26 protein-coding genes and 3 tRNA genes are annotated in these 26,516 nt (G+C 71.0%); 20 read left to right on the forward strand and 9 right to left on the reverse strand.

Annotation, left to right across the window (positions count from 1 at the left end):
• The first annotated feature begins 68 nt into the window (after window positions 1–68).
• The 3 genes from BIV01_RS09015 (at window position 69) to BIV01_RS09025 (ending at window position 1,591) form a co-directional block, all read left to right on the forward strand.
• Window positions 69–1,322 (forward strand): M23 family metallopeptidase, encoded by a 1,254-nt coding sequence (locus BIV01_RS09015; protein WP_071302603.1) that lies wholly within the window; start codon window positions 69–71, stop codon window positions 1,320–1,322.
• A gap of 91 nt (window positions 1,323–1,413) precedes the next feature.
• Window positions 1,414–1,485 (forward strand) — tRNA-Thr (locus tag BIV01_RS09020).
• A 32-nt stretch (window positions 1,486–1,517) separates the two neighbouring features.
• Window positions 1,518–1,591 (forward strand) — tRNA-Met (locus BIV01_RS09025).
• 635 nt (window positions 1,592–2,226) lie between these two features.
• On the opposite strand, the gene BIV01_RS09030 is transcribed toward BIV01_RS09025, so the two are convergent.
• The gene (locus BIV01_RS09030; RefSeq protein WP_071296713.1) at window positions 2,227–2,598 is read right to left on the reverse strand and encodes a hypothetical protein; all 372 of its coding nucleotides are present in this window, start codon (window positions 2,596–2,598) and stop codon (window positions 2,227–2,229) included.
• A 116-nt stretch (window positions 2,599–2,714) separates the two neighbouring features.
• Here BIV01_RS09030 and BIV01_RS09035 point away from each other — a divergent pair, with 116 nt between their 5' ends.
• The 3 genes from BIV01_RS09035 to BIV01_RS09045 are packed head-to-tail and all read left to right on the forward strand — an operon-like array spanning window position 2,715 to window position 4,617.
• The gene (locus BIV01_RS09035) at window positions 2,715–3,164 is read left to right on the forward strand and encodes a MaoC family dehydratase N-terminal domain-containing protein (RefSeq protein WP_083295268.1); all 450 of its coding nucleotides are present in this window, start codon (window positions 2,715–2,717) and stop codon (window positions 3,162–3,164) included.
• A complete protein-coding gene (locus BIV01_RS09040; RefSeq protein WP_071296734.1) occupies window positions 3,161–3,586 on the forward strand; it encodes a MaoC/PaaZ C-terminal domain-containing protein in 426 nt (141 codons plus the stop codon). Before BIV01_RS09035 ends, BIV01_RS09040 begins: the two co-directional genes overlap by 4 nt.
• A gap of 2 nt (window positions 3,587–3,588) precedes the next feature.
• Window positions 3,589–4,617 carry a UDP-N-acetylmuramate dehydrogenase gene (locus BIV01_RS09045; protein ID WP_083413899.1) on the forward strand — a complete coding sequence of 343 codons (1,029 nt, stop codon included), beginning with the start codon at window positions 3,589–3,591 and terminating at the stop codon, window positions 4,615–4,617.
• A 76-nt stretch (window positions 4,618–4,693) separates the two neighbouring features.
• Here BIV01_RS09045 and BIV01_RS09050 read toward each other — a convergent pair whose 3' ends face one another.
• Window positions 4,694–5,875: a pyridoxal phosphate-dependent aminotransferase gene (locus BIV01_RS09050; RefSeq protein WP_071296736.1), complete on the reverse strand. Its 1,182-nt coding sequence runs from the start codon at window positions 5,873–5,875 to the stop codon at window positions 4,694–4,696.
• Between the two features lie 181 nt (window positions 5,876–6,056).
• Here BIV01_RS09050 and BIV01_RS09055 point away from each other — a divergent pair.
• The 6 genes from BIV01_RS09055 (at window position 6,057) to BIV01_RS19320 (ending at window position 9,643) form a co-directional block, all read left to right on the forward strand.
• Window positions 6,057–6,129, forward strand: a tRNA-Trp gene (locus BIV01_RS09055).
• A gap of 35 nt (window positions 6,130–6,164) precedes the next feature.
• Window positions 6,165–6,428: a preprotein translocase subunit SecE gene (gene secE / locus BIV01_RS09060; RefSeq protein ID WP_370871658.1), complete on the forward strand. Its 264-nt coding sequence runs from the start codon at window positions 6,165–6,167 to the stop codon at window positions 6,426–6,428.
• 119 nt (window positions 6,429–6,547) lie between these two features.
• Window positions 6,548–7,597: a transcription termination/antitermination protein NusG gene (gene nusG, locus BIV01_RS09065; protein ID WP_071296714.1), complete on the forward strand. Its 1,050-nt coding sequence runs from the start codon at window positions 6,548–6,550 to the stop codon at window positions 7,595–7,597.
• Between the two features lie 142 nt (window positions 7,598–7,739).
• On the forward strand, window positions 7,740–8,171 hold the full coding sequence (gene rplK, locus BIV01_RS09070) for a 50S ribosomal protein L11 (RefSeq protein WP_022906459.1): 432 nt from the start codon (window positions 7,740–7,742) through the stop codon (window positions 8,169–8,171).
• A gap of 88 nt (window positions 8,172–8,259) precedes the next feature.
• On the forward strand, window positions 8,260–8,949 hold the full coding sequence (gene rplA / locus BIV01_RS09075) for a 50S ribosomal protein L1 (protein ID WP_070418374.1): 690 nt from the start codon (window positions 8,260–8,262) through the stop codon (window positions 8,947–8,949).
• An 85-nt stretch (window positions 8,950–9,034) separates the two neighbouring features.
• Window positions 9,035–9,643: a Pr6Pr family membrane protein gene (locus BIV01_RS19320; protein WP_139199277.1), complete on the forward strand. Its 609-nt coding sequence runs from the start codon at window positions 9,035–9,037 to the stop codon at window positions 9,641–9,643.
• On the opposite strand, the gene BIV01_RS09085 is transcribed toward BIV01_RS19320, so the two are convergent.
• A complete protein-coding gene (locus BIV01_RS09085; protein WP_071296716.1) occupies window positions 9,640–10,359 on the reverse strand; it encodes a YqaJ viral recombinase family protein in 720 nt (239 codons plus the stop codon). The two genes, BIV01_RS19320 and BIV01_RS09085, sit on opposite strands and share 4 nt — an antisense overlap.
• 135 nt (window positions 10,360–10,494) lie before the next feature.
• Window positions 10,495–11,706: an ROK family transcriptional regulator gene (locus tag BIV01_RS09090; protein ID WP_071302604.1), complete on the reverse strand. Its 1,212-nt coding sequence runs from the start codon at window positions 11,704–11,706 to the stop codon at window positions 10,495–10,497.
• 145 nt (window positions 11,707–11,851) lie between these two features.
• Here BIV01_RS09090 and BIV01_RS09095 point away from each other — a divergent pair, with 145 nt between their 5' ends.
• The 6 genes from BIV01_RS09095 to BIV01_RS09120 all read left to right on the forward strand — a co-directional run bounded on the left by BIV01_RS09095 (window position 11,852) and on the right by BIV01_RS09120 (window position 18,332).
• Window positions 11,852–12,598 carry a sugar phosphate isomerase/epimerase family protein gene (locus tag BIV01_RS09095; RefSeq protein ID WP_071302605.1) on the forward strand — a complete coding sequence of 249 codons (747 nt, stop codon included), beginning with the start codon at window positions 11,852–11,854 and terminating at the stop codon, window positions 12,596–12,598.
• Window positions 12,595–13,752, forward strand: coding sequence for a Gfo/Idh/MocA family protein (locus tag BIV01_RS09100; RefSeq protein WP_070418379.1), 1,158 nt, complete (start codon window positions 12,595–12,597; stop codon window positions 13,750–13,752). Before BIV01_RS09095 ends, BIV01_RS09100 begins: the two co-directional genes overlap by 4 nt.
• 92 nt (window positions 13,753–13,844) lie before the next feature.
• Window positions 13,845–15,146 (forward strand): ABC transporter substrate-binding protein, encoded by a 1,302-nt coding sequence (locus BIV01_RS09105; protein WP_070418380.1) that lies wholly within the window; start codon window positions 13,845–13,847, stop codon window positions 15,144–15,146.
• A 215-nt stretch (window positions 15,147–15,361) separates the two neighbouring features.
• Window positions 15,362–16,357, forward strand: a complete 996-nt coding sequence (locus BIV01_RS09110; protein ID WP_092386365.1) for a carbohydrate ABC transporter permease — start codon at window positions 15,362–15,364, stop codon at window positions 16,355–16,357.
• Window positions 16,350–17,189, forward strand: coding sequence for a carbohydrate ABC transporter permease (locus BIV01_RS09115; protein WP_070418381.1), 840 nt, complete (start codon window positions 16,350–16,352; stop codon window positions 17,187–17,189). Before BIV01_RS09110 ends, BIV01_RS09115 begins: the two co-directional genes overlap by 8 nt.
• Window positions 17,190–17,399: 210 nt before the next feature.
• Complete coding sequence (locus BIV01_RS09120; protein ID WP_071302606.1) at window positions 17,400–18,332, forward strand: hypothetical protein; 933 nt, start codon at window positions 17,400–17,402, stop codon at window positions 18,330–18,332.
• Window positions 18,333–18,450: 118 nt separating this feature from the next.
• Here the strand turns inward: BIV01_RS09120 and BIV01_RS09125 are convergent, their stop codons facing one another.
• The 5 genes from BIV01_RS09125 to BIV01_RS09145 form a co-directional block, all read right to left on the reverse strand.
• Window positions 18,451–19,182 (reverse strand): ABC transporter ATP-binding protein, encoded by a 732-nt coding sequence (locus BIV01_RS09125; RefSeq protein ID WP_254791812.1) that lies wholly within the window; start codon window positions 19,180–19,182, stop codon window positions 18,451–18,453.
• Window positions 19,183–19,265: 83 nt separating this feature from the next.
• The gene (locus tag BIV01_RS09130; RefSeq protein ID WP_071302607.1) at window positions 19,266–20,816 is read right to left on the reverse strand and encodes an ABC transporter permease; all 1,551 of its coding nucleotides are present in this window, start codon (window positions 20,814–20,816) and stop codon (window positions 19,266–19,268) included.
• Window positions 20,817–20,903: 87 nt separating this feature from the next.
• On the reverse strand, window positions 20,904–21,632 hold the full coding sequence (locus tag BIV01_RS09135; RefSeq protein ID WP_071302608.1) for a glycosyltransferase: 729 nt from the start codon (window positions 21,630–21,632) through the stop codon (window positions 20,904–20,906).
• Window positions 21,629–22,987, reverse strand: coding sequence for a bifunctional PIG-L family deacetylase/class I SAM-dependent methyltransferase (locus tag BIV01_RS09140; RefSeq protein WP_254791813.1), 1,359 nt, complete (start codon window positions 22,985–22,987; stop codon window positions 21,629–21,631). The genes BIV01_RS09135 and BIV01_RS09140 overlap by 4 nt, the downstream gene beginning before the upstream one ends.
• Window positions 22,984–24,060 (reverse strand): hypothetical protein, encoded by a 1,077-nt coding sequence (locus BIV01_RS09145; RefSeq protein WP_071302610.1) that lies wholly within the window; start codon window positions 24,058–24,060, stop codon window positions 22,984–22,986. The genes BIV01_RS09140 and BIV01_RS09145 overlap by 4 nt, the downstream gene beginning before the upstream one ends.
• Before the next feature lie 105 nt (window positions 24,061–24,165).
• On the opposite strand from BIV01_RS09145, the gene BIV01_RS09150 reads away from it, so the two are divergent.
• Both BIV01_RS09150 and BIV01_RS09155 read left to right on the forward strand, forming a co-directional pair.
• Complete coding sequence (locus BIV01_RS09150; RefSeq protein WP_031274250.1) at window positions 24,166–24,906, forward strand: response regulator transcription factor; 741 nt, start codon at window positions 24,166–24,168, stop codon at window positions 24,904–24,906.
• Window positions 24,907–24,916: 10 nt separating this feature from the next.
• Window positions 24,917–26,516 (forward strand): sensor histidine kinase (locus tag BIV01_RS09155; RefSeq protein ID WP_071302611.1); only part of this gene is annotated, 1,600 nt, incomplete at its 3' end.

A 26,516-nucleotide genomic window follows, 5' to 3' on the forward strand; every position in this document is an offset into this window, starting at 1 on the left:
CTCGGGTCCCGTTATCTGCTCGTTACCAACGAGCGCGTCTCGCCCCGATCAGGATCCACGCCGAACACATGCCCCACGCTCCCCTCACGCCCGTGCACACCGACGGCTCCGCGGACGCTCCCGCACCGGTCGTCCACCTGACCCGACGGGCCCGCATCGAGGCGGAACGCGCGGCGGCGACGGCGTCCTCCGGGGGAGCACCGGAGCGCGTCGAGCACGCGACGGCCGTGGCGGAGACGAGCCGCGCCTCCCGGGCCGCCCTCGGTGACGCGACCTTCGACGACCTGGTGAGCCCGGGGACGCCCGCGACCCCGGCCGCACCCGTGTCGCCCGTCGACCTCGCGCCGGCCTCGCCCGCGATGCCCGCGGCGACCGCATCGCCCGTGACGCCGCCGGCGCCCTCGTCGCCGGTCGTGGCTGCTGCCCCTGCGGTCGCGGCACCCACACCGTCCGCGCCGGCCACGCGCCGTGTCCTCGGACAGGTGCCGGCGTCCCGTCGGACCGGGCGTGCCACCACCGCCCCGGTGCAGGCCGACCGGGCCACGCGCCACATCGCTCGTACGGCTCCCGCGGCAGCGACTCCGGTCGCCGGGGTCGCGCCGCGTGCCGCGCGGGGGTCGCAGGGTGCGTCGTTCCGTCGAGCGGCCTCGCGGGTGACGGCCGTCGGCGCGCTGCTGTTCGTCGCGGGGCTCGTCGTGTCGACCTCGCTGCCCGCACAGGCGCTGTACACCCCCGAGCCCGGCTCGACGTCGGCGCGGGCGACGGCCTCGGGTGACACGCAGTCCCTCAGCGTCGGTGCCGGTGCGACCGACGCCGAGACGAACCGCGACCAGTACTCGGTGTCCTCGGCGACGCAGTACAAGAACGTCGACTCCTCGAGCTTCACGAACGACCCGAACGGCACGATCCAGTGGCCGTTCCTGACCGGTGTGCCGATCACCTCCGGGTTCGGCGGACGCCAGGTCGAGGGGTGCTCCTTCTGCTCGACGAACCACATGGGCGTCGACTTCGCTCCGGGTGAGGGCACGCCGATCCGGGTCATCGCCGCCGGCACCGTCCTCAAGGTGCAGGCGAACGACGGCGGCTTCGGCAACGACGTCTGGGTCGAGCACGACGTCGACGGCAAGCAGTTCGTCAGCGTCTACGGCCACATGGAGGACAACTCCTTCAAGGTCGTCAAGGGCCAGCAGGTCGAGGTCGGCGACGAGCTCGGTCTGGTCGGCAGCACCGGCAACTCGACCGGTCCGCACCTGCACCTCGAGGTGCACGTCGACGGTGTCCCGGTGGACCCGCTGGCGTGGCTCGAGGCCAACGCGAACTAGCGGTTCCACGCGGCACGCCCGGGCGTCACGGCCGGTTCCTGACCACCGTCGCGGGTCTGCTATCCTCGTGTGGTGCCGCCGAGCGGCACATGCCCCGATAGCTCAGTGGTAGAGCACTTCCATGGTAAGGAAGGGGTCGTCAGTTCAATCCTGACTCGGGGCTCCGACCCGGTGCGGTAGTCGTGCCGGATCCTTGGCGGGGTAGCTCAGTTGGTTAGAGCACACGACTCATAATCGTGGGGTCGCGGGTTCAAGTCCCGCCCTCGCTACCGCAAGCCCGGCGATCCGTTCGCCGGGCTTTCGTCGTTCTCGGGGCGGTGTCGCGCGCGTGCGCGTCTCGGTGCGTCGGCGTCGGTGCGCGTCGCGGCGGCGCAGCGTCGAACCACGTTCCCGACATCGAACCGGGCCCGCGACCTGGTTCCGTGTCGTTCCCGTGGTTCGTCCCGGCGCCCGCTCTTGGCGGGGCAGCGCCGCGGCGCTGCCGTGCCCGCCGCGTGGCCTCGGGTGCCTGCGCACAACGCAAGTCGCCCCGAACCGCGGGAGTGCGCGGTTCGGCGCGCTTTGCGTTGTGCGGCACGCGTGCCGGCGGGGGCGACCGCTCGCCGTCGCGGTCCGCGGGCGGCGTCGAACCACGTTCCCGACGTCGAACCGGCCCCACGACCTGGTTCCGTGTCGTTCCGGTGGTTCGTTCGTGCCTCCGGCCGCGGCGTGGCCGGGCGCCGGCCGCGCCGGGCGCCTGCGCACAACGCAAGTCACACCGAACCGTGCGAAGACGCGTTTCGCAGCGACTTGCGATGTGCGGCGCCCGGCGGCGCGCCCGCGCCCGGCCGCAGGTGCCCGGCGGCCCGGCCCGCCCGGCCCGCGGCGCGGCCCGCGCGCCCCGCGGCCCGCGGCCCGCGCCGCGCTACCGCGCGCTGAGCACGCCCGCCTGCCGGAGCGCCCGCTCGATCACCGCGGCCGTGCTGCGCCAGGCATCGTGCCGCCGCTTCGCACCGATCTCCCCGCCCGACACCGCGGTGCCGTGCCCGGAGTGCCGCAGCGTGATCGTGGTCGACGTCCCCGTGACGGTCGTCGAGAGCTCGTACCGCCGGAACTCCCGCGACGGGTGCACGAGCGCTCCGAGCAGGATCGTGAGCACCCGGTTGCCGGTCGTCGCGGTGAGCGTCCCGCCCGTCGACTCGACGTGGTGCCCCGCCTGCTGCAGTGCGGCGCCGGCGGCCTCCATCGCGGTGCAGCGGTCGCCCGTGTGCACGGCGAACTCGGTCGTGTGGTCCATCGTTCCTCCCCATCCCCGGAGATCGGTGTCGGTTCCCCCGAACCGCGTCGGGTCAGCATAGCCGATGCATACTCATGAACACAGGCCACCGAGCGGGCGTCGCTAGACTGCCGGACGTGTCTGTGAACCCCGAGCTCGTCGGCAGGACGTTCCCGCCGGCCCAGCCCTACCTGGTCGGTCGCGAGAAGGTGCGCGAGTTCTCCCGCGCCGTGTTCGCGACGAACCCGATCCACCACGAGCCCGAGGCCGCCCGCGCCGCCGGTTACGACGACGTCGTCGCCCCGCCGACCTTCGCGGTCGTCGTGCAAGAGGCCACGCTCGCCCAGCTCCTCGCCGAGCCCGACGCCGGCATCGACTTCTCCCGCGTGGTCCACGGCGAGCAGGCCTTCGCCTACGAGCGCCCGATCGTCGCCGGGGACGAGCTCACCGCGACCCTGACCGTGACGAGCGTGAAGACCCTCGGCGGCAACGCCATGGTCACCGCCGAGAGCACGATGAACGACGCCGCGGGGGAGCACGTCGTCACGGCGACCTCCACCCTCGTGGTCCGAGGAGACGACGCATGACCACCGCACCCGTGACCGCGCTCGAGGTCGGCACCGTCGTCGCCGAGCGCGAGGTCCACATCACCCGCGACTCGCTCGTCCGCTACGCCGGCGCGTCCGGCGACTTCAACCCGATCCACTATCGCGACGACGTCGCCGCCTCCGTCGGCCTGCCCGGTGTCCTGGCGCACGGCATGCTCACGATGGGACTGGCCGTGCAGCCGGTCTCCGAGTGGCTCGGCGACCGCGGCTGGGTGGTCCGCTACGGCGTCCGGTTCACCCGCCCCGTGGTCGTCGACCCGGAGCAGGGCGCCACCGTCGGCGTCGTCGCCAAGGTCGGCACCGTCGACGACGACGGCCGTCCGCAGCGCATCGACCTCACCGTGACCGCCGCCGGGCAAACCGTGCTCGGCAAGGCGCAGGTCACGGTGGCGTTCCGCTGACCGTGACGGAGTCGGTGCTCGCCGACCTCACGACGCTGCGCGTCGGTGGTCCCGCGGCGCGGCTGCTCACGGCGTCGACCACCGACGAGCTCGTCGCGCACGTCACGGCGGCGTGGGACGACGACGAGTGGCTGGTCCTCGGCGGCGGCAGCAACCTGCTCGTCGCCGACGACGGCTTCGACGGCACCGTCGTGCTCGTGCGCACGACGGGCATCGAGCACGACGCGGACGACGACGGCGTCACCGTCCGCGTCGCGGCCGGTGAGCCGTGGGACGCGTTCGTCGCCACGACGGTCGAGAACGGGTGGACGGGCCTGGAGGCGCTGAGCGGCATCCCGGGCACCGTCGGCGCCGCCCCCGTGCAGAACATCGGCGCCTACGGGGTCGAGCTGTCCGACGTGCTCACCCGGATCGAGTTCCTCGACGCGTCGACGGGGGAGCGCGCGTGGGTCCCAGCGGCCGAGCTGGCGCTCGGCTACCGCACCTCGACCCTCAAGCACGGACGGCGCGGTGCCGTGCTGACGGTCGAGTTTCGGCTCGGTACCGTCAGTGCCGCCGGGGTCCCGGTCCGCTACGCCCAGCTCGCCGGGTCGCTCGGTGTCGAGCTCGGGGCGTTCGTCGAGCCGGCGACGGTGCGGTCCGAGGTCCTGCGGCTCCGGGGGTCCAAGGGCATGGTCCTCGACGCGGACGACCACGACACGTGGAGCGCGGGGTCGTTCTTCACGAACCCGATCGTGTCCGCCGCCTTCGCCGAGACCCTGCCGGCCGAGGCACCGCGCTGGCCGGCGGGCGACGACGTCAAGCTCAGCGCCGCATGGCTCATCGAGCACGCCGGCGTCCACCGCGGGTACGCCGTCCCCGGGTCCCGCGCCGCGATCTCGTCGAAGCACACGCTCGCGCTGACGAACCGCGGGGGAGCGACCGCCGCCCAGGTGGGCGAACTCGCCCGCTACGTCCAGGTGACCGTCCTGAACCGCTTCGGTGTCTCGCTCGTGCCGGAACCCGTCGTGGTGGGCGACCTGCTCGCCTGAGCCGAGCCGCGCCTCCTGGCCCGCGACGCGGAACGGCCCACCTCGACGAGGTGGGCCGTTCTGCATCGACGGGTGACTACGCGAAGAACTTCGCGAGCCGCGCGACGCCCTCGGCGATGTCGTCGTCACCGAGCGCGTACGACAGGCGGAGGTAGCCGGAGGGGCCGAACGCCTCACCGGGGACGACCGCGACCTCGGCGTGCTCGAGGATGAGGTCGGCGAGTTCGAGCGTCGTGGTCGGAGTCGAGCCGGCCCACTCGCGGCCGAGGAGCGCCGTGACGTCGGGGTAGACGTAGAAGGCGCCGTGCGGGGTCGGCGTGACGAAGCCCGGGATCGCGTTCAGACCCGCGACGATCGCCTGACGACGGCGGTCGAAGGCCTCGCGCATGGCCGTGACGGGCTCTTGCGGGCCGGTCAGCGCGGCGATCGCGGCGCGCTGCGACACGTTCGACACGTTGCTCGACAGGTGCGACTGCAGGTTCGACGCCGCCTTGACCGCGTCGGACGGGCCGATGAACCACCCGACACGCCACCCGGTCATCGCGTACGTCTTCGCGACGCCGTTGACGAGGATCGTCGTGTCGGCGAGGGCCGGGACCGCTTCGAGGATGCCGGTGAACCGCACACCGTCGTACACGAGGTCCTGGTAGATCTCGTCGCTGATGACCCAGATGCCGTGCTCGAGCGCCCACTCGCCGATGGCCTTCGTCTGCTCGGCGGTGTACACCGAGCCGGTCGGGTTCGACGGCGAGCAGAACAGCAGCGCCTTGGTCTTCGGGGTGCGGGCTGCCTCGAGCTGGTCGACCGTGACGAGGTAGTCCTGGTCGCTGCCGGCGAAGACCTCGACGGGGACGCCCCCGGCGAGCCGGATGGCCTCAGGGTAGGTGGTCCAGTACGGCGCCGGCAGGAGGACCTCGTCGCCGTCGTCCACGATCGTCTGGAACGCCTGGTAGACGGCCTGCTTGCCGCCGTTCGTGACGATCACCCGGGCGGGGTCGACGGTGATGCCGGACTCGCGGGCGGTCTTCTCGGCGATCGCCTGCTTGAGCTCGGGCAGGCCGGTCGCGGGCGTGTACCGGTGGTTCTTCGGGTCCTGCGCTGCCTGCACGGCGGCGTCGACGACGTGCTGCGGCGTGGCGAAGTCCGGCTCGCCGGCGGCGAACGAGATGACCGGGCGACCGGCGGCCTTGAGCGCCTTGGCCTTCGCATCGACCTTGAGCGTCGCGGACTCGGCGATCGCGGCGATGCGGGACGCGATGCGCGGCCGATCGGTGGTCGCGGCAGCGGGGTGGGCGGTGGACTCGGGGCCTGGGGCTTCGGTGCTCACGGGGCCCAGCCTACCGGCGCGGCACGCCGGAGCATCCGTCAAGTGGACACCGTGTGACGGACTCCCGTACACTCGACCACCGGAACACGGATCGGTGACGAACCGTGTCCGAAGGGCGGTGGCTCAATTGGTAGAGCAGCGGTCTCCAAAACCGCAGGTTGCAGGTTCGAGTCCTGTCCGCCCTGCACATCTGGAAGGGTAGAAGTTGGCGAGCAAAGACATGGAGACGACGGCGGATGACGTCGTCGCCAAGGCGAAGCAGGACCGGGCCGAGCGCCGTGGTCCGTTCGCTGCCATCGTGCTCTTCATCCGTCAGGTCCTCGGCGAGCTCCGCAAGGTGGTCACGCCGACCCGCAAGGAGCTCTTCAGCTACACGGGCGTCGTCCTGGTCTTCGTCGTCGTGATGATGATCCTGGTGTCGGTCCTCGACTTCGTGTTCGGACTCGGCGTCGGGTACGTGTTCGGCAACGGGCCGACGGCCTGAGCCGGACGCCGGCTGTCCTGACCGCTCGCGGACAGGAGTACGGTCGCCCGAGACGGCGCCGGTCGTGAACCGATCCGCCCGCCAACCCGATCCGCATCACCGAACGGAAAGATTCGACAGTGTCTGACAACTCCCGCGACGACATCGACCTCGCCACGGCTGCCGAGCAGTCCTCCGAAGTCGAGGAGAACCAGGAAGGCGACGTCGAGACCGGCGAGGAGCGTTCGGCCGAGTCCGCCGAAGAGCGAGCCATCGAGATCGAGGACGAGAACGACGAGTCCCTCGGCCTGAGCGACGAGCCCGACGACGGCACCGTCGACGCCGGCATCGACGAGGCGCTCACCGCGCTGGCCGAGTCGCGCGACCCCGAGGCCGACGCCGTCGTGGACGACGCGCTCGAGATCGACACCGCCGACGAGGCCGAGGCCGCCGTCGAGGCAGTCGAGGACGAAGAAGAGGTCGAGCTGGAAGCAGAGACCGCGGCCGAGGCCAACGCGACCCTCGCCGCCGACGAGGCCCTCGACGCTGAAGAAGCCGAAGAAGAGGCCGAGGTCGACCCGTACGAGGCCTTCAAGGCCGAGCTGCGGATGAAGCCGGGCAAGTGGTACGTCATCCACTCCTACGCGGGCTTCGAGCGCCGCGTGAAGTCGAACATCGAGAACCGCATGGTCTCGATGTCGATGGAGGACTACATCTACCAGGTCGAGGTCCCGATGGAGGACGTCGTCGAGATCAAGAACGGGCAGCGCAAGCTGGTCACCCGCGTCCGGATCCCCTCGTACGTGCTCGTCCGCATGGACCTCAACGAGGACTCGTGGTCCGTCGTCCGGCACACCCCGGGTGTCACCGGCTTCGTCGGCAACGCCCACAACCCGACGCCGCTCCGCTTCGACGAGGCGTTCGGCATGCTGAAGTCCCTGGTCCAGGTGGCCGAGGCCGCTCCGACCAAGGGCGGCGCGAAGGGCTCCGGCGGCGCACAGTCCCAGCCGGCGGCCGAGGTCGACTTCGAGATCGGCGAGACGATCACCATCAAGGAAGGCTCGTTCGCGGGTCTCCCGGGGTCGATCTCCGAGATCAAGCCGGAGAGCGGCAAGCTCACGGTCCTCGTCTCGCTGTTCGAGCGCGAGACCCCGGTCGAGCTCAGCTTCGACCAGGTCACCAAGCTGTAGTCCAACCCGATCATCGGGTAGACTCAACGAGTTTGGCCCCGCACGCTTCGTGCGTGCGGGGCTTCACCGCGGTCCGGAACGGCCGGGCCAGCGGGAGAGTGCACGGATCCCCGTGCGTTCGATTCCAGGAGGAAGACAAGTCATGGCACCGAAGAAGAAGGTCACGGGCCTGATCAAGCTGCAGATCAACGCGGGCGCCGCCAACCCGGCCCCGCCGATCGGTCCGGCGCTCGGTCAGCACGGCGTCAACATCATGGAGTTCTGCAAGGCGTACAACGCGGCGACCGAGTCGCAGCGTGGCAACGTCGTGCCGGTCGAGATCACCGTCTACGAGGACCGTTCGTTCACGTTCGTCCTCAAGACCCCGCCGGCGGCAGAGCTGATCAAGAAGGCCGCGGGTGTGCAGAAGGGTTCCGCGACCCCGCACACGGTCAAGGTCGCGAAGATCTCGATGGACCAGGTCCGTCAGATCGCCGAGACCAAGCAGGCCGACCTGAACGCCAACGACATCGAGCAGGCCGCGAAGATCATCGCCGGCACCGCTCGCTCGATGGGCATCACGGTCGAGGCGTAAGCCCCACCTGCTCAGGCACACAACCGAACACCCTTCCGTGGGAGAGCCGCGCCGGCTCGTCAACCACGTAGCTCCCAAGGAGAACACCATGGCGAAGAAGTCCAAGGCCTACCAGGCCGCGGCCGCGAAGATCGAGGCCGACAAGTTTTACACCCCCACCGAGGCAGTCGCCCTCGCGAAGGAGACCGGTTCCACCAAGACCGACTCCACCGTCGAGGTCGCCCTGAAGCTCGGCGTCGACCCGCGCAAGGCGGACCAGATGGTCCGTGGCACGGTCATCCTGCCGCACGGCACGGGCAAGACCGCCCGCGTCATCGTCTTCGCGGTCGGCGCAGCGGCTGAGGCCGCCATCGCCGCCGGCGCCGACGAGGTCGGTGGCGACGAGCTCATCGCGAAGGTCGCCGAGGGCTACACCGCCTTCGACTCCGCCGTCGCGACGCCGGAGCTCATGGGCAAGGTCGGTCGTCTCGGTAAGGTGCTCGGCCCGCGTGGCCTCATGCCGAACCCGAAGACCGGCACCGTGACCCCGAACGTGGCGCAGGCCGTCAACGACATCAAGGGCGGCAAGATCGAGTTCCGCGTCGACAAGCACGCCAACGTGCACTTCGTCGTCGGCAAGGCCTCGTTCACGCCGGAGCAGCTCGACGAGAACATCTCGACCGCGCTCGAGGAGATCAACCGCCTCAAGCCGAGCGCCTCGAAGGGCCGCTACATCATGAAGGGCGCCGTCTCGACGACCTTCGGCCCGGGCATCCCGCTCGACGTCAACAGCATCTGAGTCATCTGACCCAGTGAAGGACCCGCACCGCTCCCGGTGCGGGTCCTTTCGCGTACCCGGCGCGGTGTGCCGGTAGCGTGGCCTGGTGCGCACCCTCGTGAACTCGCTCCGGCTGCTCGCGGTCATCGCCGTCGTGGCCGCCATCGTCGGGCAGTGGCTGGTCAGCTCGAAGCTCCCGAGCTACAACCCGTGGAACTTCTTCGGCTACTTCACGATCCAGTCGAACATCATCATCGCGTTGGCATTCGCCGTGACCCTCGTCGCGGCGGCCCGCCGGAAGCGCGGGGACCTGCGCGTGAGTCTGTTCCGCGGCGCGGCGACGGTGTACATCGCGACGACCGGGATCGTCTACAACACCCTGCTCACCGGGGTCGACGTGTCGGCGAACGTGCAGTGGTCGAACGACATCCTGCACAAGGTCCTCCCCGCGTACGCGGTGCTGGACTGGCTGCTGTTCTCCGACCGGTCGAAGCTCCTGCTCCGGCACGTGTGGTGGTTCCTCGTCTACCCGGCCGTCTGGACGGTCGTGGTGCTGGTCCGCGGTGCGACGGACGGATGGGTGCCGTACCCGTTCCTGAACCCTGACCTGGGCTACGGCGTCGTGGCGCTGTACTGCCTCGGGGTGGCGGTGTCGATCGTCCTGCTCGGCGTGCTCGTCATCGGGATGAGTCGCCTGCGGATCGTGAAGGTCTAGCTCCGGAAGTCGCGCAGCCGGTCGAGCACGAGGTCGGCGAGCTGGATCAGCCCGCGGATCTGGTCGTCGTCGCGGTCGACCCACCGGCACTCGGGCTCGTCGGCGACCGGCACGAAGCCGTCGTGGCGTTCCCAGACGAACAGGGTGCGGTCGGCACCGAGCACGTACTGCTGCCACCAGATCTGGCGGAGGTAGTGGCGGGGGATGCTCCGCCAGCCCTTGCCGGTGGTCTTGATCTCGGCGAGGACGACCCGCGACGAACCGTCGACGCCGACGCCGTCCGGGGTCGCGAGGTGGGCGCGGTTGGTGGCGGCGTGGAACAGGTGTGCGGACGGCTGGATGCCGTGCGTCGCGGCGACCCAGGCGGCGATGACCGGTTCGCGTTCCTTGCCGTGCTCCGTGTACGAGTTGCCGGAGAACCGCGAGCCGTACCGCTTGTCGGTGACGACCGCGTCGACGGCGCGCAGGGAGGCGAGCCGGGCGACGTCGGTGGCGGTGATGCCCATGGCGCGGGCGCGGAGCCACGCGACGCGGTCGGACGAGTGCGCGACGATGCGCTCGGTGTGCCCGCGGAGCGCGGTGAACGCGTCGTGGACGACGGGGCCCGATGCCGTGGAGCCGGCCACGGGTGCGACCGACGCCGGCGTGCCGGGGGCGGGTTGCGCCTCCAGGCCGGGGTCCAGGTCGCCCCACAGGGTGGGCTGCACGATCGTCACCCGTCGATTCTCTCCCCACGCACCGACGAGACGAAACCGACGCACCGGCGGACCCACGGACGCGACGCACCGGCAGACGCACGGACGCGACGCACCGGCAGACGCACCGGCGGACGCACGGACGCGACGCACCGGTCAGGAGACCAGCTGGCGCCCCTCGGCGAACGTCACCAGCTCGTCGACCCCCGCGGGGGAGAGCGCGTACCCGATGGCGAGCGCCGCCGCTCCCTGGAGCGCCGCGAGCGACCCCGCCCGCGACTGCGCGATCACCAGGTGTTCCGTGGCGAGGGGCATGGAGCGGGAGTAGACGACCTCGCGGACCCCGGCGAGGAGGTGCTCCCCGGCCTGGGTGATCGATCCGCCGAGCGCGATGACCGACGGGTTCATGAGCGAGACGCACGTGGCGAGGACCTCGCCGATGTCACGTCCGGCCTGGCGCACCGCCTGGATGGCGTCGAGGTCCGACCGGTTGACGAGTTCGAGGACGTCCGCGCTGGAGTGCACGTCGTGCCCCTTCGCGCGGAGTCGTCGGGCGATGGCCGGACCGGAGGCGACGGCCTCGAGGCACCCGGTGTTCCCGCAGTGGCACGGCACGTCGCCGGCGCTCGAGACCCGGACGTGACCGATGTCACCCGCGGTGCCCTGCGCGCCGCGCTGGAGCTCGCCGTCCGAGACGATCCCGGAGCCGATGCCGGTGGCGACCTTGACGAAGAGCAGGTGGTCGACGCCCGGCCAGCCGTGCTCGCGCTCCCCGAGGGCCGCGATGTTCACGTCGTTGTCGAGCAGGACGTGGGCGGCGATGTGCGCGCGCAGCCATCCGGGCACGTCGAAGCCGTCCCAGCCCGGCATGATCGGCGGGTTCGCGGGGCGTCCGGTGGAGAACTCGACCGGCCCCGGGACGCCGATGCCGATCGCGATGACGTCGTCCCGGGCGCGGCCGACCTCGTCGAGGAGCGCGTCGATCGTCTCGACGAGCCACGTCAGGGTGGGGACCGGGCCGGCCGCGATGTCGATGCGTGCCTCGCGGGTGGCGAGCGGCTCGGCGACGAGGTCGGTGACGGCGACGCGGCCGTGCGAGGCCCCGAGGTCGGCGGCGATGACCAGGCGTGCGCGGGGCATCAGCGCCACCTGCGCAGGCGGGCGTCCGCCCGTGGACGCCGCGGTGTCCACGGGTCCGACGAGCCCGACCTCGATGAGGGCATCGAGGCGCACGCCGATCGTGGAGCGCGCGAGTCCCGTCAGGCTGGCGAGCTCGGCCCGGGTCCGCGGCACGCCGTCGCGGAGGATCTGGAAGAGCTCGCTCGTCCCGACCGGAGGCGACGCTGCCGTCCGGTTCAAGTCGACCATGTGGGGGAGTGAAGCACACATCGAACGCGCCACGCAACGAAGTTCGTCGAAGAACCACGAACTTCTGCTTGACCGCCGACAAAAGTGGTCATAGTGTGACGCTCGGTCGACGACGACCACACCATCTCGACGAGGAGAACCCCTGGTGACCCAACCGCTCTCGGTCCAGCTCTACACAGTCCGCGACGCCCTCGCTGCCGATCTGCCCGGCACGCTGCAGCGCATCGCTGACATCGGCTACACGAACGTCGAGGCCTTCGGCTTCGTCGACCGCGCCGAGGCGCTGCGCGATGCCCTCGCCGCGGCCGGACTGCAGAGCCCGAGCGGCCACGCCCGGCTCCTCGACGCCGGCGAGCAGGACCTCGAGCAGATCTTCCACGCGAGCGTCACCGTCGGCCTCACGACCCTGATCGACCCGCACATCGACGAGGCCCGCTGGACCACCCGCGAGGACGTCGAGGCCATCGCCCGCGAGCTGAGCGCCATCGCTCCCCGTGCCGCGGACCACGGTCTCACTCTCGGCTACCACAACCACGCGTTCGAGTTCTCGAACCGCATCGACGGCGTCTCCGCCTACGAGGTCTTCGCCGACGCGCTCTCCGACGACGTCGTGCTCGAACTCGACACCTACTGGGTGAAGGTCGGCGGCGACGACCCGGTGGCGATCATCGGCAAGTACGGCGACAAGGTCCAGTTCCTGCACGTCAAGGACGGCGACGGTTCGCACGACGACAAGAAGCAGGTCGCCGTGGGCAACGGTGTCATGCCGATCCGCGAGATCATCGCCGCGGCGCCGGACGCGCTGCACGTCGTCGAGCTCGACGACCACGAGGGCGACGTCTTCCAGGCCGTCACCGACTCCTACACGTTCCTCGAGGGGGCCCGCGCATGACCGACACCACCACCGCGACCGACACGCAGGTCGACGCCACCGAGACCACCCGCACCGGCCCGGTCGGCGTCGGCGTCATCGGCGCCGGGGTCATCTCCGACCAGTACCTCTCGAACCTCACGGTCTTCCCCGACGTGACGGTCCACTTCATCGCCGACATCGACCTGCCCCGCGCAGCGGCACAGGCGGAGAAGTGGGGCGTCGCCGGTTCCGGCACGGTGGAGGAGCTCCTCGCGAACGACGACATCGAGATCGTCGTCAACCTGACGATCCCGGCCGCCCACGTCGAGGTCGCCCTGCAGGCCCTCGCCGCCGGCAAGCACGTCTGGGGCGAGAAGCCCTACGCCCTCGACCGTGCGAGCGCCGCCGAGCTGCGCGACGCCGCCCGTGCCGCCGGCAAGACCGTCAGCGTCGCCCCGGACACGTTCCTCGGTGCCGGGCTCCAGACCGCGCTGCGCACCATCCGCGACGGTCGCATCGGCACCCCGCTCAACGGCCTGACGCTCTTCCAGAGCCCCGGCCCGGAGTCGTGGCACCCGAGCCCCGAGTTCCTCTTCGCGTACGGCGCCGGCCCGCTGTTCGACATCGGCCCGTACTACATCACGACCCTCGTGCAGGCGTTCGGCCCCGTGAAGAAGGTCACCGCGACCGCGTCGAAGTCCCGCGCGACCCGCACCATCGGCTCCGGCCCGAAGGCGGGCACCGAGTTCCCGGTCGAGGTCCCGACGAACCACTCGGCCCTCATCGAGTTCGAGAACGGCGGCAGCGCGCAGAGCGTCTTCTCGTTCGAGTCCGACCGCGGCCGCACCGGCTTCGTCGAGATCGCGGGCGAGACCGGCACGGTCGTGTTCCCCGACCCGAACAACTTCGACGGCGACACCGAGCTGTACGCACTCGGTTCCGAGGAACCCGAGACGATCCCCGCCGTGGGGTCCACCTACTCGCGCGGCACCGGCGTGGTCGACCTGGCCCGCTCGCTCCGTGCAGGAGAGGAGAACCGGGTCCCCGGTGCCCTCGCCTTCCACGTCCTCGACGTGATGGTCTCCATCGCCGAGGCAGCCGAACGTGGTGAGGCGGTGCTCGTGGAGAGCACCGTCGCACCCTCCCCGACCCTCCCCGAGGGCTGGGACCCCGCGGCGTCGACCCTGGCCTGACCGGCCGGAGCGGCACCGCACACACAGCAGCACCCGACAGCACGACCAGTACCACCCCCTGCACCATCTCAACGACGAGAAAGTAGAGAGTCATGCGCACTGCCATCCGCGCACTGGCCATCACCGCGGCCGCGGCACTCACCGTGACCGGCCTCGCAGCCTGCTCCTCCGGAGGCTCCGGTTCGTCCGGCGACTCCAAGACGCTCACCTACTGGGCGTCCAACCAGGGCACGTCGCTCCAGAACGACAAGGAGGTGCTGACCCCCGTCCTCAAGAAGTTCACCAAGGAGACCGGGATCAAGGTCGACCTCCAGGTCATCGGCTGGAACGACCTGCAGAACAAGATCCAGACCGCCGTCACCTCGGGCCAGGGCCCCGACGTCGTCAACATCGGCAACACCTGGGCGACGTCGCTCCAGGCCACCGGCGCCTTCCAGGAGTTCGGTGACTCGGAGATGAAGGCGATCGGCGGGTCCGACAAGTTCGGCAAGGTCGCGCTCTCGACCGGTGGCGCGCCCGGCAAGACCGTCACGAGCGTCCCGCTCTACGGCCTCGCCTACGGCCTGTACTACAACAAGAAGATGTTCTCGGACGCCGGCATCGAAGCGCCGACCACGTGGGAGGACCTCACCGCCGACGCGAAGAAGCTCACCTCGGGTGACAAGTACGGCTTCACCATCGCCGGTGGCTCGTACACCGAGAACTCGCACTTCGCGTTCATCACCTCCGCCCAGAACGGCGGCGAGTGGTTCGACAAGGACGGCAAGCCGACCTTCACCCAGAAGGCGAACGTCGACGGCATCAAGCGCTACCTCGACCTGATGCAGTCCGACAAGGTCGTCAACCCGTCGAACGCGCAGTACGACAACGGCACCCAGGCCGTCTCGGACTTCGCGAACGGCAAGGCCGCGATGATGCTCACGCAGAACAACGCGAACGCGACCATCACGTCGCAGGGCATGAAGACGGACGAGTTCGGCGTCGTGCCGTTCCCGACCACCGCTGACGGTCAGGACATCGCGTCCTTCCCGGCCGGCATCAACCTGTCGATCTTCAAGAACACGAAGAACAAGGACGGCGCGCTCAAGTTCGTCAAGTACATGACGAGCGCGGACACGCAGACGACGCTCGACAAGCCGTACTCGGCGCTGCCGGTGCTCGCCGCGGCTGCTGACTCGGTCACCGACGAGCAGACGAAGACGTTCCTCGACATCTACAACAACAAGGCGAAGCCGCTCCCGCTGGTGCCCGCCGAGGACCAGTTCGAGTCCACGGTCGGCAAGGCGATGAACGACATGTTCGCCAAGATCGCGACCGGTTCCACCGTCTCGGACAGCGACATCAAGTCGGCGCTCCAGACCGCCCAGGACCAGGTGTCCCAGGCCGCTGGTTGATCCGCCCAGGAGGCCCGGGTCGCGTCCGCAAGGACGCGCCCGGGCCTCCACCCCTCAGGTCCACGGCCCCGCCCACGTCGAGCCCGCGACCTGCGGTTCCGCACCCGGCCACACGCCGGGGGTGAGCCGATCGGCTCACGCATGCCGCGCCTCCCGACCGCTGCCACGGTCCGCGCGAAGCACCCGATCCCCCTCCTGCCGAAAGGCCCCCGCTCATGTCCACCTCGGTCCTGCCCGACTCCGAGCGCATCGACCTGACCCACACGAAGGGCCCGACCACGTCGGGCCGTCCGCCCGGTCGGAAGCGCAAGGGACACTGGCTGCCCTACGCGCTCGTCGCGCCCGCCATCCTCTTCGAGCTGCTGATCCACATCGTGCCGATGCTCACCGGCATCTGGATCTCGTTCATCCAGCTCACCAAGTACTTCATCGCCAACTGGGGTGCCGCACCGTTCGCGGGGCTGCGCAACTACTCGGTCGTCATCGACTTCGACCAGGCGATCGGCAAGGGCGTCCTGAACTCGTTCCTCATCACGTGCGGCTTCACGGTCCTCGTGGTCGGGCTCTCGTGGACCTTCGGCATGGCCGCCGCGGTCGCGCTGCAGAAGCCGTTCAAGGGGCGCGGTCTGTTCCGCACGCTCTTCCTCGTGCCGTACGCGCTGCCGATGTACGCCGGCATCATCACCTGGAAGTTCATGTTCCAGCGTGACTCGGGTGCGATCAACCACATCCTCGTGGACCAGTTGCACCTGTTCAACGGCACCGGGCCGTTCTGGCTGATCGGCTCGAACGCCTTCGTCTCGGTCGTCGTCGTGGCGATCTGGAAGACCTGGCCGTTCGCGTTCCTCATGCTCATGGCCGGCCTGCAGTCCGTGCCGAACGACGTGTACGAGGCCGCCTCGGTCGACGGCGCGAAGCCCTTCCGGCAGTGGCGCTCGATCACGCTGCCGATGGTGCGCCCGGTCAACGTGACGCTCGTGCTCGTGATGTTCCTCTGGACGTTCAACGACTTCAACACGCCGTTCGTGCTGTTCGGTTCGACCGCCCAGCCCCCGGCGGCGGACCTGCTGAGCTTCCACATCTACAACGCGTCGTTCATCACCTGGAACTTCGGCTCCGGTGCCGCGATGAGCGTCCTGCTCCTCATCTTCCTGCTCATCGTCACCGGCATCTACCTCGCCGTGACCAACCGGAGGTCCGTCCGTGCGTGAGACATTCGGCGCCAAGTCCTTCAAGGTCGTGACCCTGGTCGTCCTGACCCTGTTCACGGTCGTCCCGCTCTACGTGATGATCACCACGGCCATCAAGCCGCTCGGTGACGTGCAGAACGACTTCACGTGGATCCCGACGAACATCACCATCCAGCCGTTCATCGACATGTGGTCGACGGTCCCGCTCGGCAAGTACTTCATCAACTCGCTCGTGGTCTGCACGGTCGCGACGGTGTTCTCGCTGATCATCGCGACCTTCGCCGCCTACGGTGTCTCGCGCTGGAACTTCAAGGGCAAGAGCACCTTCACCACCGCGGTGCTCTCCACCCAGATGTTCCCCGGTGTGCTGTTCCTGCTCCCGCTGTTCCTCATCTTCACGAACCTCGGGAACGCGCTCGGCATCCAGCTCGTCGGCAGCTGGACCGGCCTGATCATCACGTACCTGACGTTCACGCTCCCTTTCTCGATCTGGATGCTCGCGGGCTACTTCGAGACCATCCCGCGTGAACTCGACGAGGCCGCGATGGTCGACGGCTCCGGCCCGATGGGTGCCCTGTTCCGGGTCATCCTGCCCTCGGCGCGTCCGGGTCTGGTCGCGGTCGGCATCTACTCGTTCATGACGGCGTGGGGCGAGGTGCTCTTCGCCTCGGTCATGACGAACGGCGACGGGCAGACGCTGGCCGTCGGTCTGCAGCAGTACTCCACGCAGACGAACGTGTACTGGAACCAGATCATGGCGGCGTCCCTCGTCGTCTCGATCCCGGTCGTGATCGCGTTCCTCATCGTGCAGCGGCAGTTCGTGGCCGGCCTGACGGCCGGTGCGGTGAAGTAGGCAGGACCGCCTGACGGGAGGCGCGGTGCGGGTCCGACCCGCACCGCGCCTCCCGTCCGTGCGTGCGCTGGTGCGCGGGTGTGCGCGCCGGTGCGCGGGTGCGTGCGCTGGCAGCGAGACTCGGCCAGGCGGACGCTTTCGCGTCCGCGAGGCCACGAAGGTGTCCGCCGGGGCGAGACTCGGCGGACGGAATCCGGACAGGATGGGACCATGAGCGAGCCACGCGGGCGGCAACTGCTGCCGGGACAGACCAGCCGAGTGCACGTGTACGACGTCGAGAGCCGGACGAGCCGGCTCGTGTTCGAGTCGAGCTCGGTGCTCGTCGAGGCGCCGAACGTGTTGCCAGACGGCACCCTCGTGCTGAACGGGGACGGCGACCTCTGGCTGCTGCGGCCCCCTGCCGACGGCGACGCCGTGCTCGACGAGACCGACCTCGTGCGCGTCCCGATGCCCGGCGTCCCCGAGATCAACAACGACCACGTGCTCGACCCCTCGGGCAACTCCGTCGTGGTGAGCGCCCGCGACGGGGACCTGTACCGGGTGCCCGTGCCGGCCGGGGGAGCGGCGGCGACCCTCACCGACGTCACCACCGCGCTGCCGGTCGCCCGGAAGTTCTACCTGCACGGCATCGCGCCCGACGGCGAGACCCTCGCGGCGATCGTCGGGGAGCGCACCGAGGAGGGCGTCTGGACCACCGACGTCGCCCTCGTCGACCCGGCCACCGGGGACCCGACGTTCCTGACCCGCGACGAGCACCCCGACGACGGCGTCTCGTTCGCGGGCGACATGCTCGTGTGGAACTCGGAGCGGTTCACGCCGGGCACCGCGCAGCTCGTCGCCCTCTGGCCCGGGGCGACCGACCCGGTCCGGATCACGAACGACGACCGGGTGAACTGGTTCCCGCACGTCTCGCCGGACGGTGCCCACCTGCTCTACCTGTCGTACGAGCCCGGCGTGCAGGGCCACCCCGCTGACCACCGCGTGGAGCTCCGGCTCCTGCCCGGCTCGCTCGTGCGCGGTGCCCGGATCGCCGTCCAGCCGGAGACCCTCGTCACGCTCGAGGGCGGGCAGGGGACCGTGAACGTGCCGCCGTGGTCGCCGGACTCGCGCTGGTTCGCGTACTGCGACTACCCGGTGGCGTAGGGGCGCCGCGAGTTCACGCGCTGAGCGACAGTTCACGCGCTCGGTGGCCCGTGAACTGTCGCTCAGCGCGAAACACCGGCGGAGCAGCGGCCCCGGCGGCCCCGGCGGCCGGCCCCGCCTACACCTCGCGCACCTGGCCCTGCTTGATGTGCAGGCGGCGCTCGGCCCGCTTCGCCACCCACGAGTCGTGCGTGACGATGACCACGGTGAGCCCGCGCTCCTTCCACTGCTTCTCGATGAGCCCCATGATCTCGTCACGGGTCGCCTCGTCGAGCGCACCGGTCGGCTCGTCCGCCAGCAGCACGCTCGGGTTCTTGACCAGCGCCCGCGCGATGGCCACGCGCTGCTGCTGCCCGCCGGACAGCTCCGCGGGCAGGTGGTCGAGCCGTTCGCCGAGGCCGACCTCCCGGAGCGCCGCGGTCGCGCGGTCGCGGATCTCCGACCGCGACCGGTTCGCGAGGGACCCGGCGAACGCGGTCTCGACGTTCTCCAGCGCCGTCAACGTCGGGATGAGGTTGAAGCTCTGGAACACGAACCCGATCTCGGTCGCCCGCAGGTTCGTCAGCGCCCCGTCCCCGAGCTTCGCCACGTCCTGGTCACCGAGGAGCACGCTGCCGGCACTCGGACGGTCGAGCGCGCCGAGCATCTGCAGCAGGGTCGACTTGCCGCCGCCGGTCGGCCCCTGGATCGCGACGAGCTGTCCCTGCGGGATGGTCAGGTCGACGTTCGTCAGCGCGGTGACGGTCCGGTTCTTCTGCTTGTACGTCTTGCTCACGTTCTTCAGGGCGTAGATCGGCCTGGAGGCGCGGCTCGCCTCCGAAGCGGAGGGCGCGGTGTCGATGCTGGTCACGGGGGCTCCTGTCGGTTCCGGTGTCGATGCGGTGCTGTCGGGGCCGGCGACGACGGGGGTCGCGCCGGTGGTCGGCCCGGGCATCAGGCCACGCTCCGCAGGGCCTCGGCCGGACGGAGCCGGCTCGCCCGCCAGCCGCCGAGTGCGCCGGCGATGAGGCCGCCGAGCACGGCGAGGCCGATCGCGAGCAGGATCACCTCGACGGTGACGGGGGCGTGCAGGACGACGTCGGTCGTCGAGGCCGTGCTCGCACCGCCACCGCCGAACCCACCGGCGGGGGCGCCACCGGTCGTGCCGCTGCCGGCCGCCGCCGTCGCCGCGCCGCCGGGCATCCCGCCGCCGCCCATGCCGCCGCGGTTCGTCGTGGACGAGGCGCTCGCCGAGATCGTCGGGGAGATGACGTTCACGACGAGGATGCCGATGAGACCAGCGGCCGCACCGATCACGCCGCCGATGATGCCCTGCACGAGGGACTCGCCGGCGACCTGGCGCGTGATGCGGCCGTTCGACCAGCCGATCGCCTTGAGGGTGCCGAACTCCCGCGTGCGTCGGGTGACGCCGGAGATCGTGAAGAGGATGGCGATGAGGAACGCCGCCGCGAGGACGACGATCGACAGCCAGGTGCCGAGGTTCGAGACGAGGCTCGAGGCGGTGCTCAGCGAGCCCGAGACGCTCGACGCGAGGTCGGCCTCGGTCGAGACGGTGGCGCTGGTGAGCTGCTTCTGCAGCGCGGACTTGATCGTGCCGACGTCCGACGAGGACGACGCCGAGACGTAGATCGAGGTGACCTTGCCGTCCAGGTCCGCCAGTGCCTGCGCGGTGTCCAGCGGGATGTACGTGTTCGAACCGGTGGTCGACGACGAACCGGTGGACGACACGATGCCGATGACCGAGAAGTCCTTCCCGCCGATGGACACGGTGTCGCCGACGGCCTTCGACTCGCTCTTCGCGTAGGCGGCGTCGAGCACGACGACGTCCTTGCCCGCGTCCGCCGACGTGAACGCGCGACCCTTCGTGAGCTCGGTGCTCGTCAGTGGCCCGACGGTGTCACCGGACACCGGGATGCCCGTGACGGTGAACGAGTCGACGCTGAACGACCCGCCGCCGAAGCCGCCGCCGCCCTCGCCGCCGCCCTCGCCGCCGCTCGGCGGACCCTGCTGGGTCCCGGTGCCGCTGCTGTCGCTCGAGCTGCTGCTGCTGTCGGACTGCTGCTGCACCTGGCCCGAGAACGTGCTGTTCTCGAGGGTCAGGACACCGGTCGCGGCCTTCACTCCGCTCGTGCTCGTGACGGTCTGCACGTCCGACGCGCTGAGCGTGCTGGACCCGCGGGAGACGGCGAGCCGGGACTGCGAGAGGTCGGTCGAACCACTGCCGCTGCCGGAGCTGCCCTGGCTGCCGAAGTCGAAGCTCGGACGCCCGGTGGCGGAGCCGGTCGGGGTCTCGGTCTTCGTCACGGTGATGTCGGTACCGACGCCGTAGACGGACTGCAGCACGCTCGCCTGCGCGGCCTTCACGCCGCCCGCGATCGAGGACACGATGACCACGAGGGCGATGGCGAGCGCCATGCCGATCGCGATGATGACGGTCTGCTTCTTGCGGTTCGTGAGTTCGCGCCTGAGGTAGGTCAGGAACATGGTTCTCCTCGGTGTTGGGATCGAGGAGACCGTAGGGAGGCAGTCGATGAGCGGCGCTGCGGGATCCCAAGAACTTCCGATGAAGCCTCAGCTGGCGTCGCCGTACGTCCGGCGGAGGTGCTCGGCGTAGCCGCCCGGTGTCCGACCGTCGAACCGGCCGCTCGTCACCACGGGGAGGTCCGTCGTCGCGCGCACGTCGAACCCGAGGGCTCGTGCACGCTCGACGAGCCGGACGTCCTCGTGCTCGGGCACCGGGTCGAAGCCGCCGATCGCCAGGCACACGTCCCCCCGCAGCCCGAGGTTCGCACCGTGCACGTGGCCGAGCGTCGACCCCGGCGGGTGCGCGTGCGTCCACCGGGCGAGGACCACGGGGTCGAGGTCGTCCGGGTCCGGGACCACGGCCCCCACCAGGACGTGCGCGCCGTCGGCGTGGGCCTCGACCTGCTGCACGAGCCAGCCCGGGTCGACGCGGGAGTCGGCGTCCGTGTGGGCCGTCCACCGCGCGGACGGCTCCGGTCCCGTCGCGAGGGCACGGGTGGTCCCGACGGCCCGTGCTCGTCCGACGCCGAGGTGCGCGGTCTCGACGACCTCGAGGGGGACCTCGGTCCAGAGCGGGTCCGCGGGCGCCGCCGACCGGAGGACGAACGCCGTCCGGTCCGTGCACCCGTCCAGGACGACCACGACCGACACCTCGACGGTGGGGTGCGCTCGCCGCAGGACCCGGACCGCGTCGGCGAGAGCGTCGACGCAGCCGCCGATGCCGTCCTCCTCGTCGTGTGCCGGCACGACGACGTCGACGCGTGCGGGGAGCGTCACGGGGTCAGCCCTTCCGTCGTCGCGACGGAGACCACCGACGGACCGGGGAAGACGCTCAGGACGAAGTCCTCCTCGACGTGCCGGACGAGCGCGGGCCGCGGCCACCGCTCGGCGATGCGGGCGTCCACGGCGTCACCCGAGGTCACGGCGTCGTCGTCGGGGTGCCGCCAGTGACAGGCGACGAGGACACCGTCGTCGTCGAGGGAACCGAGCACCCGGTCGATCGTGGCGTCGAGGTCCGCCGGCGACAGGTAGTACCCGACCTCGGACACCACGACGAGGTCCCATCGACCGTCCGGCCACTCCGACGGCAGCTCGGCCTGGACGAACCGGGCGGCCGGCGCACGCAGCCGGGCACGTTCCAGTGGTGCCGCGGCGATGTCGTTCCCGAGCACGGCGTCGGCGCGCTCGGTCAACGCGGCCGTCAGCACCCCCGTCGCGCAGCCGAGCTCGAGCGCGGACCGGTACCGCTCGCGGGGGAGCGCCGCCAGGGTCACGGCACGCTTCCGCCGTTCGTACCAGGAGCCCTCGAAGTCCCAGCCCTCCGGCTTCCGCTCGTAGTGGGCGTCGAAGGACTCCCGGGAGCGGGAGGACTGCACCGCGGACACGGCGAAGAACCACTCGGTCGGCCGCAGGTGGTGCGCGGCGTGCCGGGCGTCGACGATCGCCTCGTCGCCCGGGGCCGGCGAGAGCGGCCGGGTCTGCGAGGGGTAGGCGTCGAGTGCGGCGCGCTTCCGGTCCAAGACCGCCGACGACAGCGCCAGCGACCGGGCCCGGTCCCAGGGCGCCGCGGGGTCCGACGGGTCGTCCCAGTGCCACGCCCAGATCGGGTACTCGAGCAGCTCCGCTCCCGGAGTGCCCGCGACGACGTCCGCAGCGACCTCGCCCGCGATGCGGTGGTCCCGGTGCCCGTCCCCACGCCAGGGCGCGACGACGAGCACGGGACCGTCGACCGGCCCGACCCGCTCGGTGAGCGCCGCCCGGAGCCCGTCCGGGTGCTCACGGAGCCCACCGTCCGGGACGTCCAGGACCGTCGCGCTCGCCGCGGGGGCGAGTGCCGCCAGCGCCGCCCGGAACTCGGCGTCCCGGATCACCCGGAGCCGCTCGGGGGAGGTGGTCGGCGAGTCCGGGTGCGAGCCCTCGCCGCGGGTCACGAGCAGCACGTGCACGGGGACACCGGCGTCCGCGGCGGACGCGATCAGCCCGCCGGCGCCGAGGGTCTCGTCGTCGGGGTGCGGCGCGACGACCACGACCGCGGCGACCCCGTCGAGCCGCACCGGCAGCGAGGGCACCGACCGCAGGAAGGGCGTCCAGTCCGCGGGGTCGGTGCCCGGCTCGCGGTGGTCGAAGCTCACCACGCGACACCGCCGCGCTCGACGACGATGCGGCCGGTACGGGCGAGGTCCCGCTCGCCGTGGTCCTGCAGCACGTAGAGCTCGAGGTCGGCGACGCGCGCGGCGACCGCCGGGTCCGAGGTCAGGGGAGCGGGGCCGATCGTCCGCACGACCCGCTCCCGGACGGCGTCGACGGCCCGGCGGACCCGGGAGCGCACGACCTGGGCGAGCAGCGACCAGTCGTCGTCGGAGGTCGGGGCGGACGCGGCGCCGGAGTCGGTGCCCGGGCCGTCGATCCGGGCCGCGGCGTCGGCGAGGGCGTCCTCGGCGTCGGCGAGGTCGGCCACCGTCGCGCCGAGGGCGGCCTGCAGCAGCTCGGACCCGGGCCGGGACACCACCAGGGAGCGGAGCACCCGGGCGAGTCCGACCGCGCCACCCCACCAGCACGCCGCGACACCGATCCCGCCCCAGGCGAACCCCGGACGCGTGAGGTACCACCCGGGAGCGCCGACGGGCGTCGCGTGCACCCCGGCGAAGTCGACCGGGCCGCTCGGCACGTCCGGCATGCCACGGGCGACCCAGGCCTCGTCGTGCACCGTCACACCGTCCTGCCGGAGGTCCACCGCGAACAGCTGCCGGTCGTCCCCGACGTGGGCGGTGACGAGCGCGTTCGAGAGGCTCGACGCGAGGGAGCACCACGGCTTCGTGCCGTCGAGCGCGAACGAGCCGCCCGAGCCGCCCGACGTCGCCGTGAGCCGCAGCCCCGGGCCCTCGGCGGCGAACACGCCCCACGTCGACCCCTCCGGGGCGTCCACCCCGGCCTGGGCGAGGATGCCGAGCGCGTCGAGGTGCGGCTCGACCGTGCGCGCGAGGGCGACGTCCGCGGCTGCGACGGCAGCCAGAGCGGCGAAGGACCCGCCGGCCGTCCCCGCGGACAGCAGCGGGGCGGTGGAGGCGACCGACCGCGCGAACGCGAGCCGGTCCGCCGGGGTCGCGCCGCGCCTCCCGGGACCGCCTGCGATCCGGGCGGACTCCTCGATGCGCGCGGTGTCGACGGATCGGGCGGAGGCCGGCCAGGCCGAGGATCGGAGCATGGCGCTCACGGTACGGAGCGGACGCCGAGTGCCTGCTCGGGAATCCACAGAGCGCCGAGGGGCGCTCCACAGACTGCTCATAGGAAACTCTCGATACTCGAAGACGTGACCATCTCCCAGCCTGCAGCAGCCCCGCGCCTCACGCGTGCCGACGGAACCCCGTTGCGCATCCTCGTCGTCGACGACGAGGCCAGCCTCACCGACCTCCTGTCCATGGCGCTCCGCTACGAGGGCTGGGACGTCAAGAGCGCGAACGGCGGCCAGGACGCACTGAGCACGGCGCGCGAGTGGAAGCCCGACGCGATGGTGCTCGACGTGATGATGCCGGACCTCGACGGTCTGCAGGTGCTCAGCCGGCTGCGGCAGAACAACGACGACACCCCGGTGCTGTTCCTCACCGCCAAGGACTCCGTTGAGGACCGCGTCACCGGTCTCACCGCGGGCGGCGACGACTACGTCACGAAGCCCTTCTCCCTCGAAGAGGTCGTGGCGAGGCTCCGCGGGCTCATCCGTCGCTCGCAGATCTCGATCTCCGAGGCCGGCGACTCGCGCATCGTCGTGGGCGACCTGGTGCTCGACGAGGAGTCGTACGAGGTGTCCCGCGCCGGTCGGCCGATCGAGTTGACCGCGACCGAGTTCGAGCTCCTCCGCTTCCTGATGCGCAACCCGCGCCGCGTGCTGTCGAAGGCGCAGATCCTCGACCGCGTCTGGTCCTACGACTTCGGGGGCAAGTCCTCCGTCGTCGAGATCTACATCTCCTACCTGCGCAAGAAGATCGACGCGGGCGAGACCCCGATGATCCACACCGTGCGCGGCGTCGGGTACGTCATCAAGCCCACGTCCTGAGGTCGGTGCAGTGACCCTCCGTCGTCGGCTCGTCCTGAGCATCGTCGCGCTCGTCGTCGCCGTCAGTGCGGTCATCGGTGCCGGGAGCATCATCGCGCTCGCGTCCATCCAGACGGGCACGATCGACAGCCAGCTCTCGAAGGCGACCGACCGTGCGAGCACGAAGTTCGGCGAGGGACAGCAGAACCCGAACGGGCAGCGCCCGAACGACGACGCCCTGCAACCCCTCGGCCAGGCGGCCGGCACCCTCACCGCGTACTACTTCTCCGGTGGCGGCGCGGGCGGGATCGTCCTGACCGACAACAGCTCGCGGCTCCAGCTCACGACGACGCAGCTCGACCGCCTCGGCAACGTCAAGGTCGGCGTCGACCCGGCCACGATGGACCTCGGCGGATCGCTCGGCCGCTACCGCGTGGCCGCCGTGCAGGTCGACAACCCGGTGCTCGGCAACGCCGTCCTCGTGGTCGGACTCCCGATGTCGCCCGTGTACGAGAGCGTCCGGTCGCTGCTGCTCGTCGTGATCATCGTCGTCGCGGCAGCGCTCGTCGCCGCGTCCGTCGTCGCCGCGGTCGTCGTCCGCCGGTCCCTGCGGCCGCTCGAACGGGTCGCCGAGACCGCCTCGACCGTCGCCCGCATGCCACTCGAGCGCAGCGACGCCCTGCAGGACGTCCGCGTGCCCGACACCGACCCCCGCACCGAGGTCGGCCGCGTCGGCAGCGCCTTCAACCGGATGCTCGGCCACATCGCCGGCGCCATGCAGGCCCGCGAGCGCTCCGAGCAGAAGGTCCGCCAGTTCGTCGCCGACGCGTCGCACGAACTGCGGACGCCCCTGGCATCGGTGCGCGGGTACGCCGAGCTCACCCGCCGGATGGGTGCGGACCTGCCGAAGGACGTCGTGTACGCGATGAGCCGGATCGAGTCCGAGTCGAAGCGGATGACGAGCATGGTCGAGGACCTGCTGCTGCTCGCCCGACTCGACGAGGGCCGCGAGATCCAGTTCGACGACGTGGACCTCACCGGGCTCGTGCTCGACGCGGTGAACGACGCGCACGCGGCATCGCCGGACCACCCGATCGAGGTGGACGTCCCGTCGACCCCGGTGACGGTGGTGGGCGACGCCGCGCGCCTGCACCAGGTGATCGTCAACCTCGTCACCAACGCCCGCACCCACACCCCGGACGGCACCCGCATCACCGTGGGGCTCGCGCCGTCGGCCTCGGGTACCGGCGTGGACCTGACCGTGCGGGACACCGGGCAGGGCATCGACCCGGAGTTCCTGCCGAAGCTGTTCGAGCGGTTCGCCCGCGCCGACAGCTCCCGCTCGCGCACCGCGGGGTCGACGGGGCTCGGGCTCGCCATCGTGGACGCGGTCGTGCAGGCGCACGGCGGGTCCGTGGACGTGACGAGCGAGCCGGGGGACACCGTGTTCACGGTGCACCTGCCGTCGGAGCGGCCGGCGGCCGACGCGGCGTCGGCCGCGGCTGGCGGTGCGTCGGCAGCGGCCGCTGCGCCTGCTGCGTCGTCCGCGTCCGCTTCCTCTGCCGCGTCCGCGTCCGCTTCCTCGTCCGGGGACGCGACGGACGACTGGTCGGCGACCCCGGTCCCGTCCG

Source organism: Curtobacterium sp. MCBA15_013, assembly GCF_001865095.1.
Lineage (GTDB): Bacteria > Actinomycetota > Actinomycetes > Actinomycetales > Microbacteriaceae > Curtobacterium.

Excerpts from the sequence above, each read along its gene's own strand:
- BIV01_RS09030 (WP_071296713.1), bottom strand. The coding sequence starts at position 2,598 with ATGGACCACACGACCGAGTTCGCCGTGCACACGGGCGACCGCTGCACC.
- BIV01_RS09040 (WP_071296734.1), top strand. The coding sequence starts at position 3,161 with ATGACCACCGCACCCGTGACCGCGCTCGAGGTCGGCACCGTCGTCGCC.
- BIV01_RS09120 (WP_071302606.1), top strand. The coding sequence starts at position 17,400 with ATGAGCGAGCCACGCGGGCGGCAACTGCTGCCGGGACAGACCAGCCGA.
- BIV01_RS09100 (WP_070418379.1), top strand. The coding sequence starts at position 12,595 with ATGACCGACACCACCACCGCGACCGACACGCAGGTCGACGCCACCGAG.
- BIV01_RS09130 (WP_071302607.1), bottom strand. The coding sequence starts at position 20,816 with ATGTTCCTGACCTACCTCAGGCGCGAACTCACGAACCGCAAGAAGCAG.
- secE (WP_370871658.1), top strand. The coding sequence starts at position 6,165 with ATGGAGACGACGGCGGATGACGTCGTCGCCAAGGCGAAGCAGGACCGG.
- BIV01_RS09105 (WP_070418380.1), top strand. The coding sequence starts at position 13,845 with ATGCGCACTGCCATCCGCGCACTGGCCATCACCGCGGCCGCGGCACTC.
- BIV01_RS09145 (WP_071302610.1), bottom strand. The coding sequence starts at position 24,060 with ATGCTCCGATCCTCGGCCTGGCCGGCCTCCGCCCGATCCGTCGACACC.
- rplK (WP_022906459.1), top strand. The coding sequence starts at position 7,740 with ATGGCACCGAAGAAGAAGGTCACGGGCCTGATCAAGCTGCAGATCAAC.
- rplA (WP_070418374.1), top strand. The coding sequence starts at position 8,260 with ATGGCGAAGAAGTCCAAGGCCTACCAGGCCGCGGCCGCGAAGATCGAG.
- BIV01_RS09090 (WP_071302604.1), bottom strand. The coding sequence starts at position 11,706 with ATGGTCGACTTGAACCGGACGGCAGCGTCGCCTCCGGTCGGGACGAGC.
- BIV01_RS09015 (WP_071302603.1), top strand. The coding sequence starts at position 69 with ATGCCCCACGCTCCCCTCACGCCCGTGCACACCGACGGCTCCGCGGAC.
- BIV01_RS09110 (WP_092386365.1), top strand. The coding sequence starts at position 15,362 with ATGTCCACCTCGGTCCTGCCCGACTCCGAGCGCATCGACCTGACCCAC.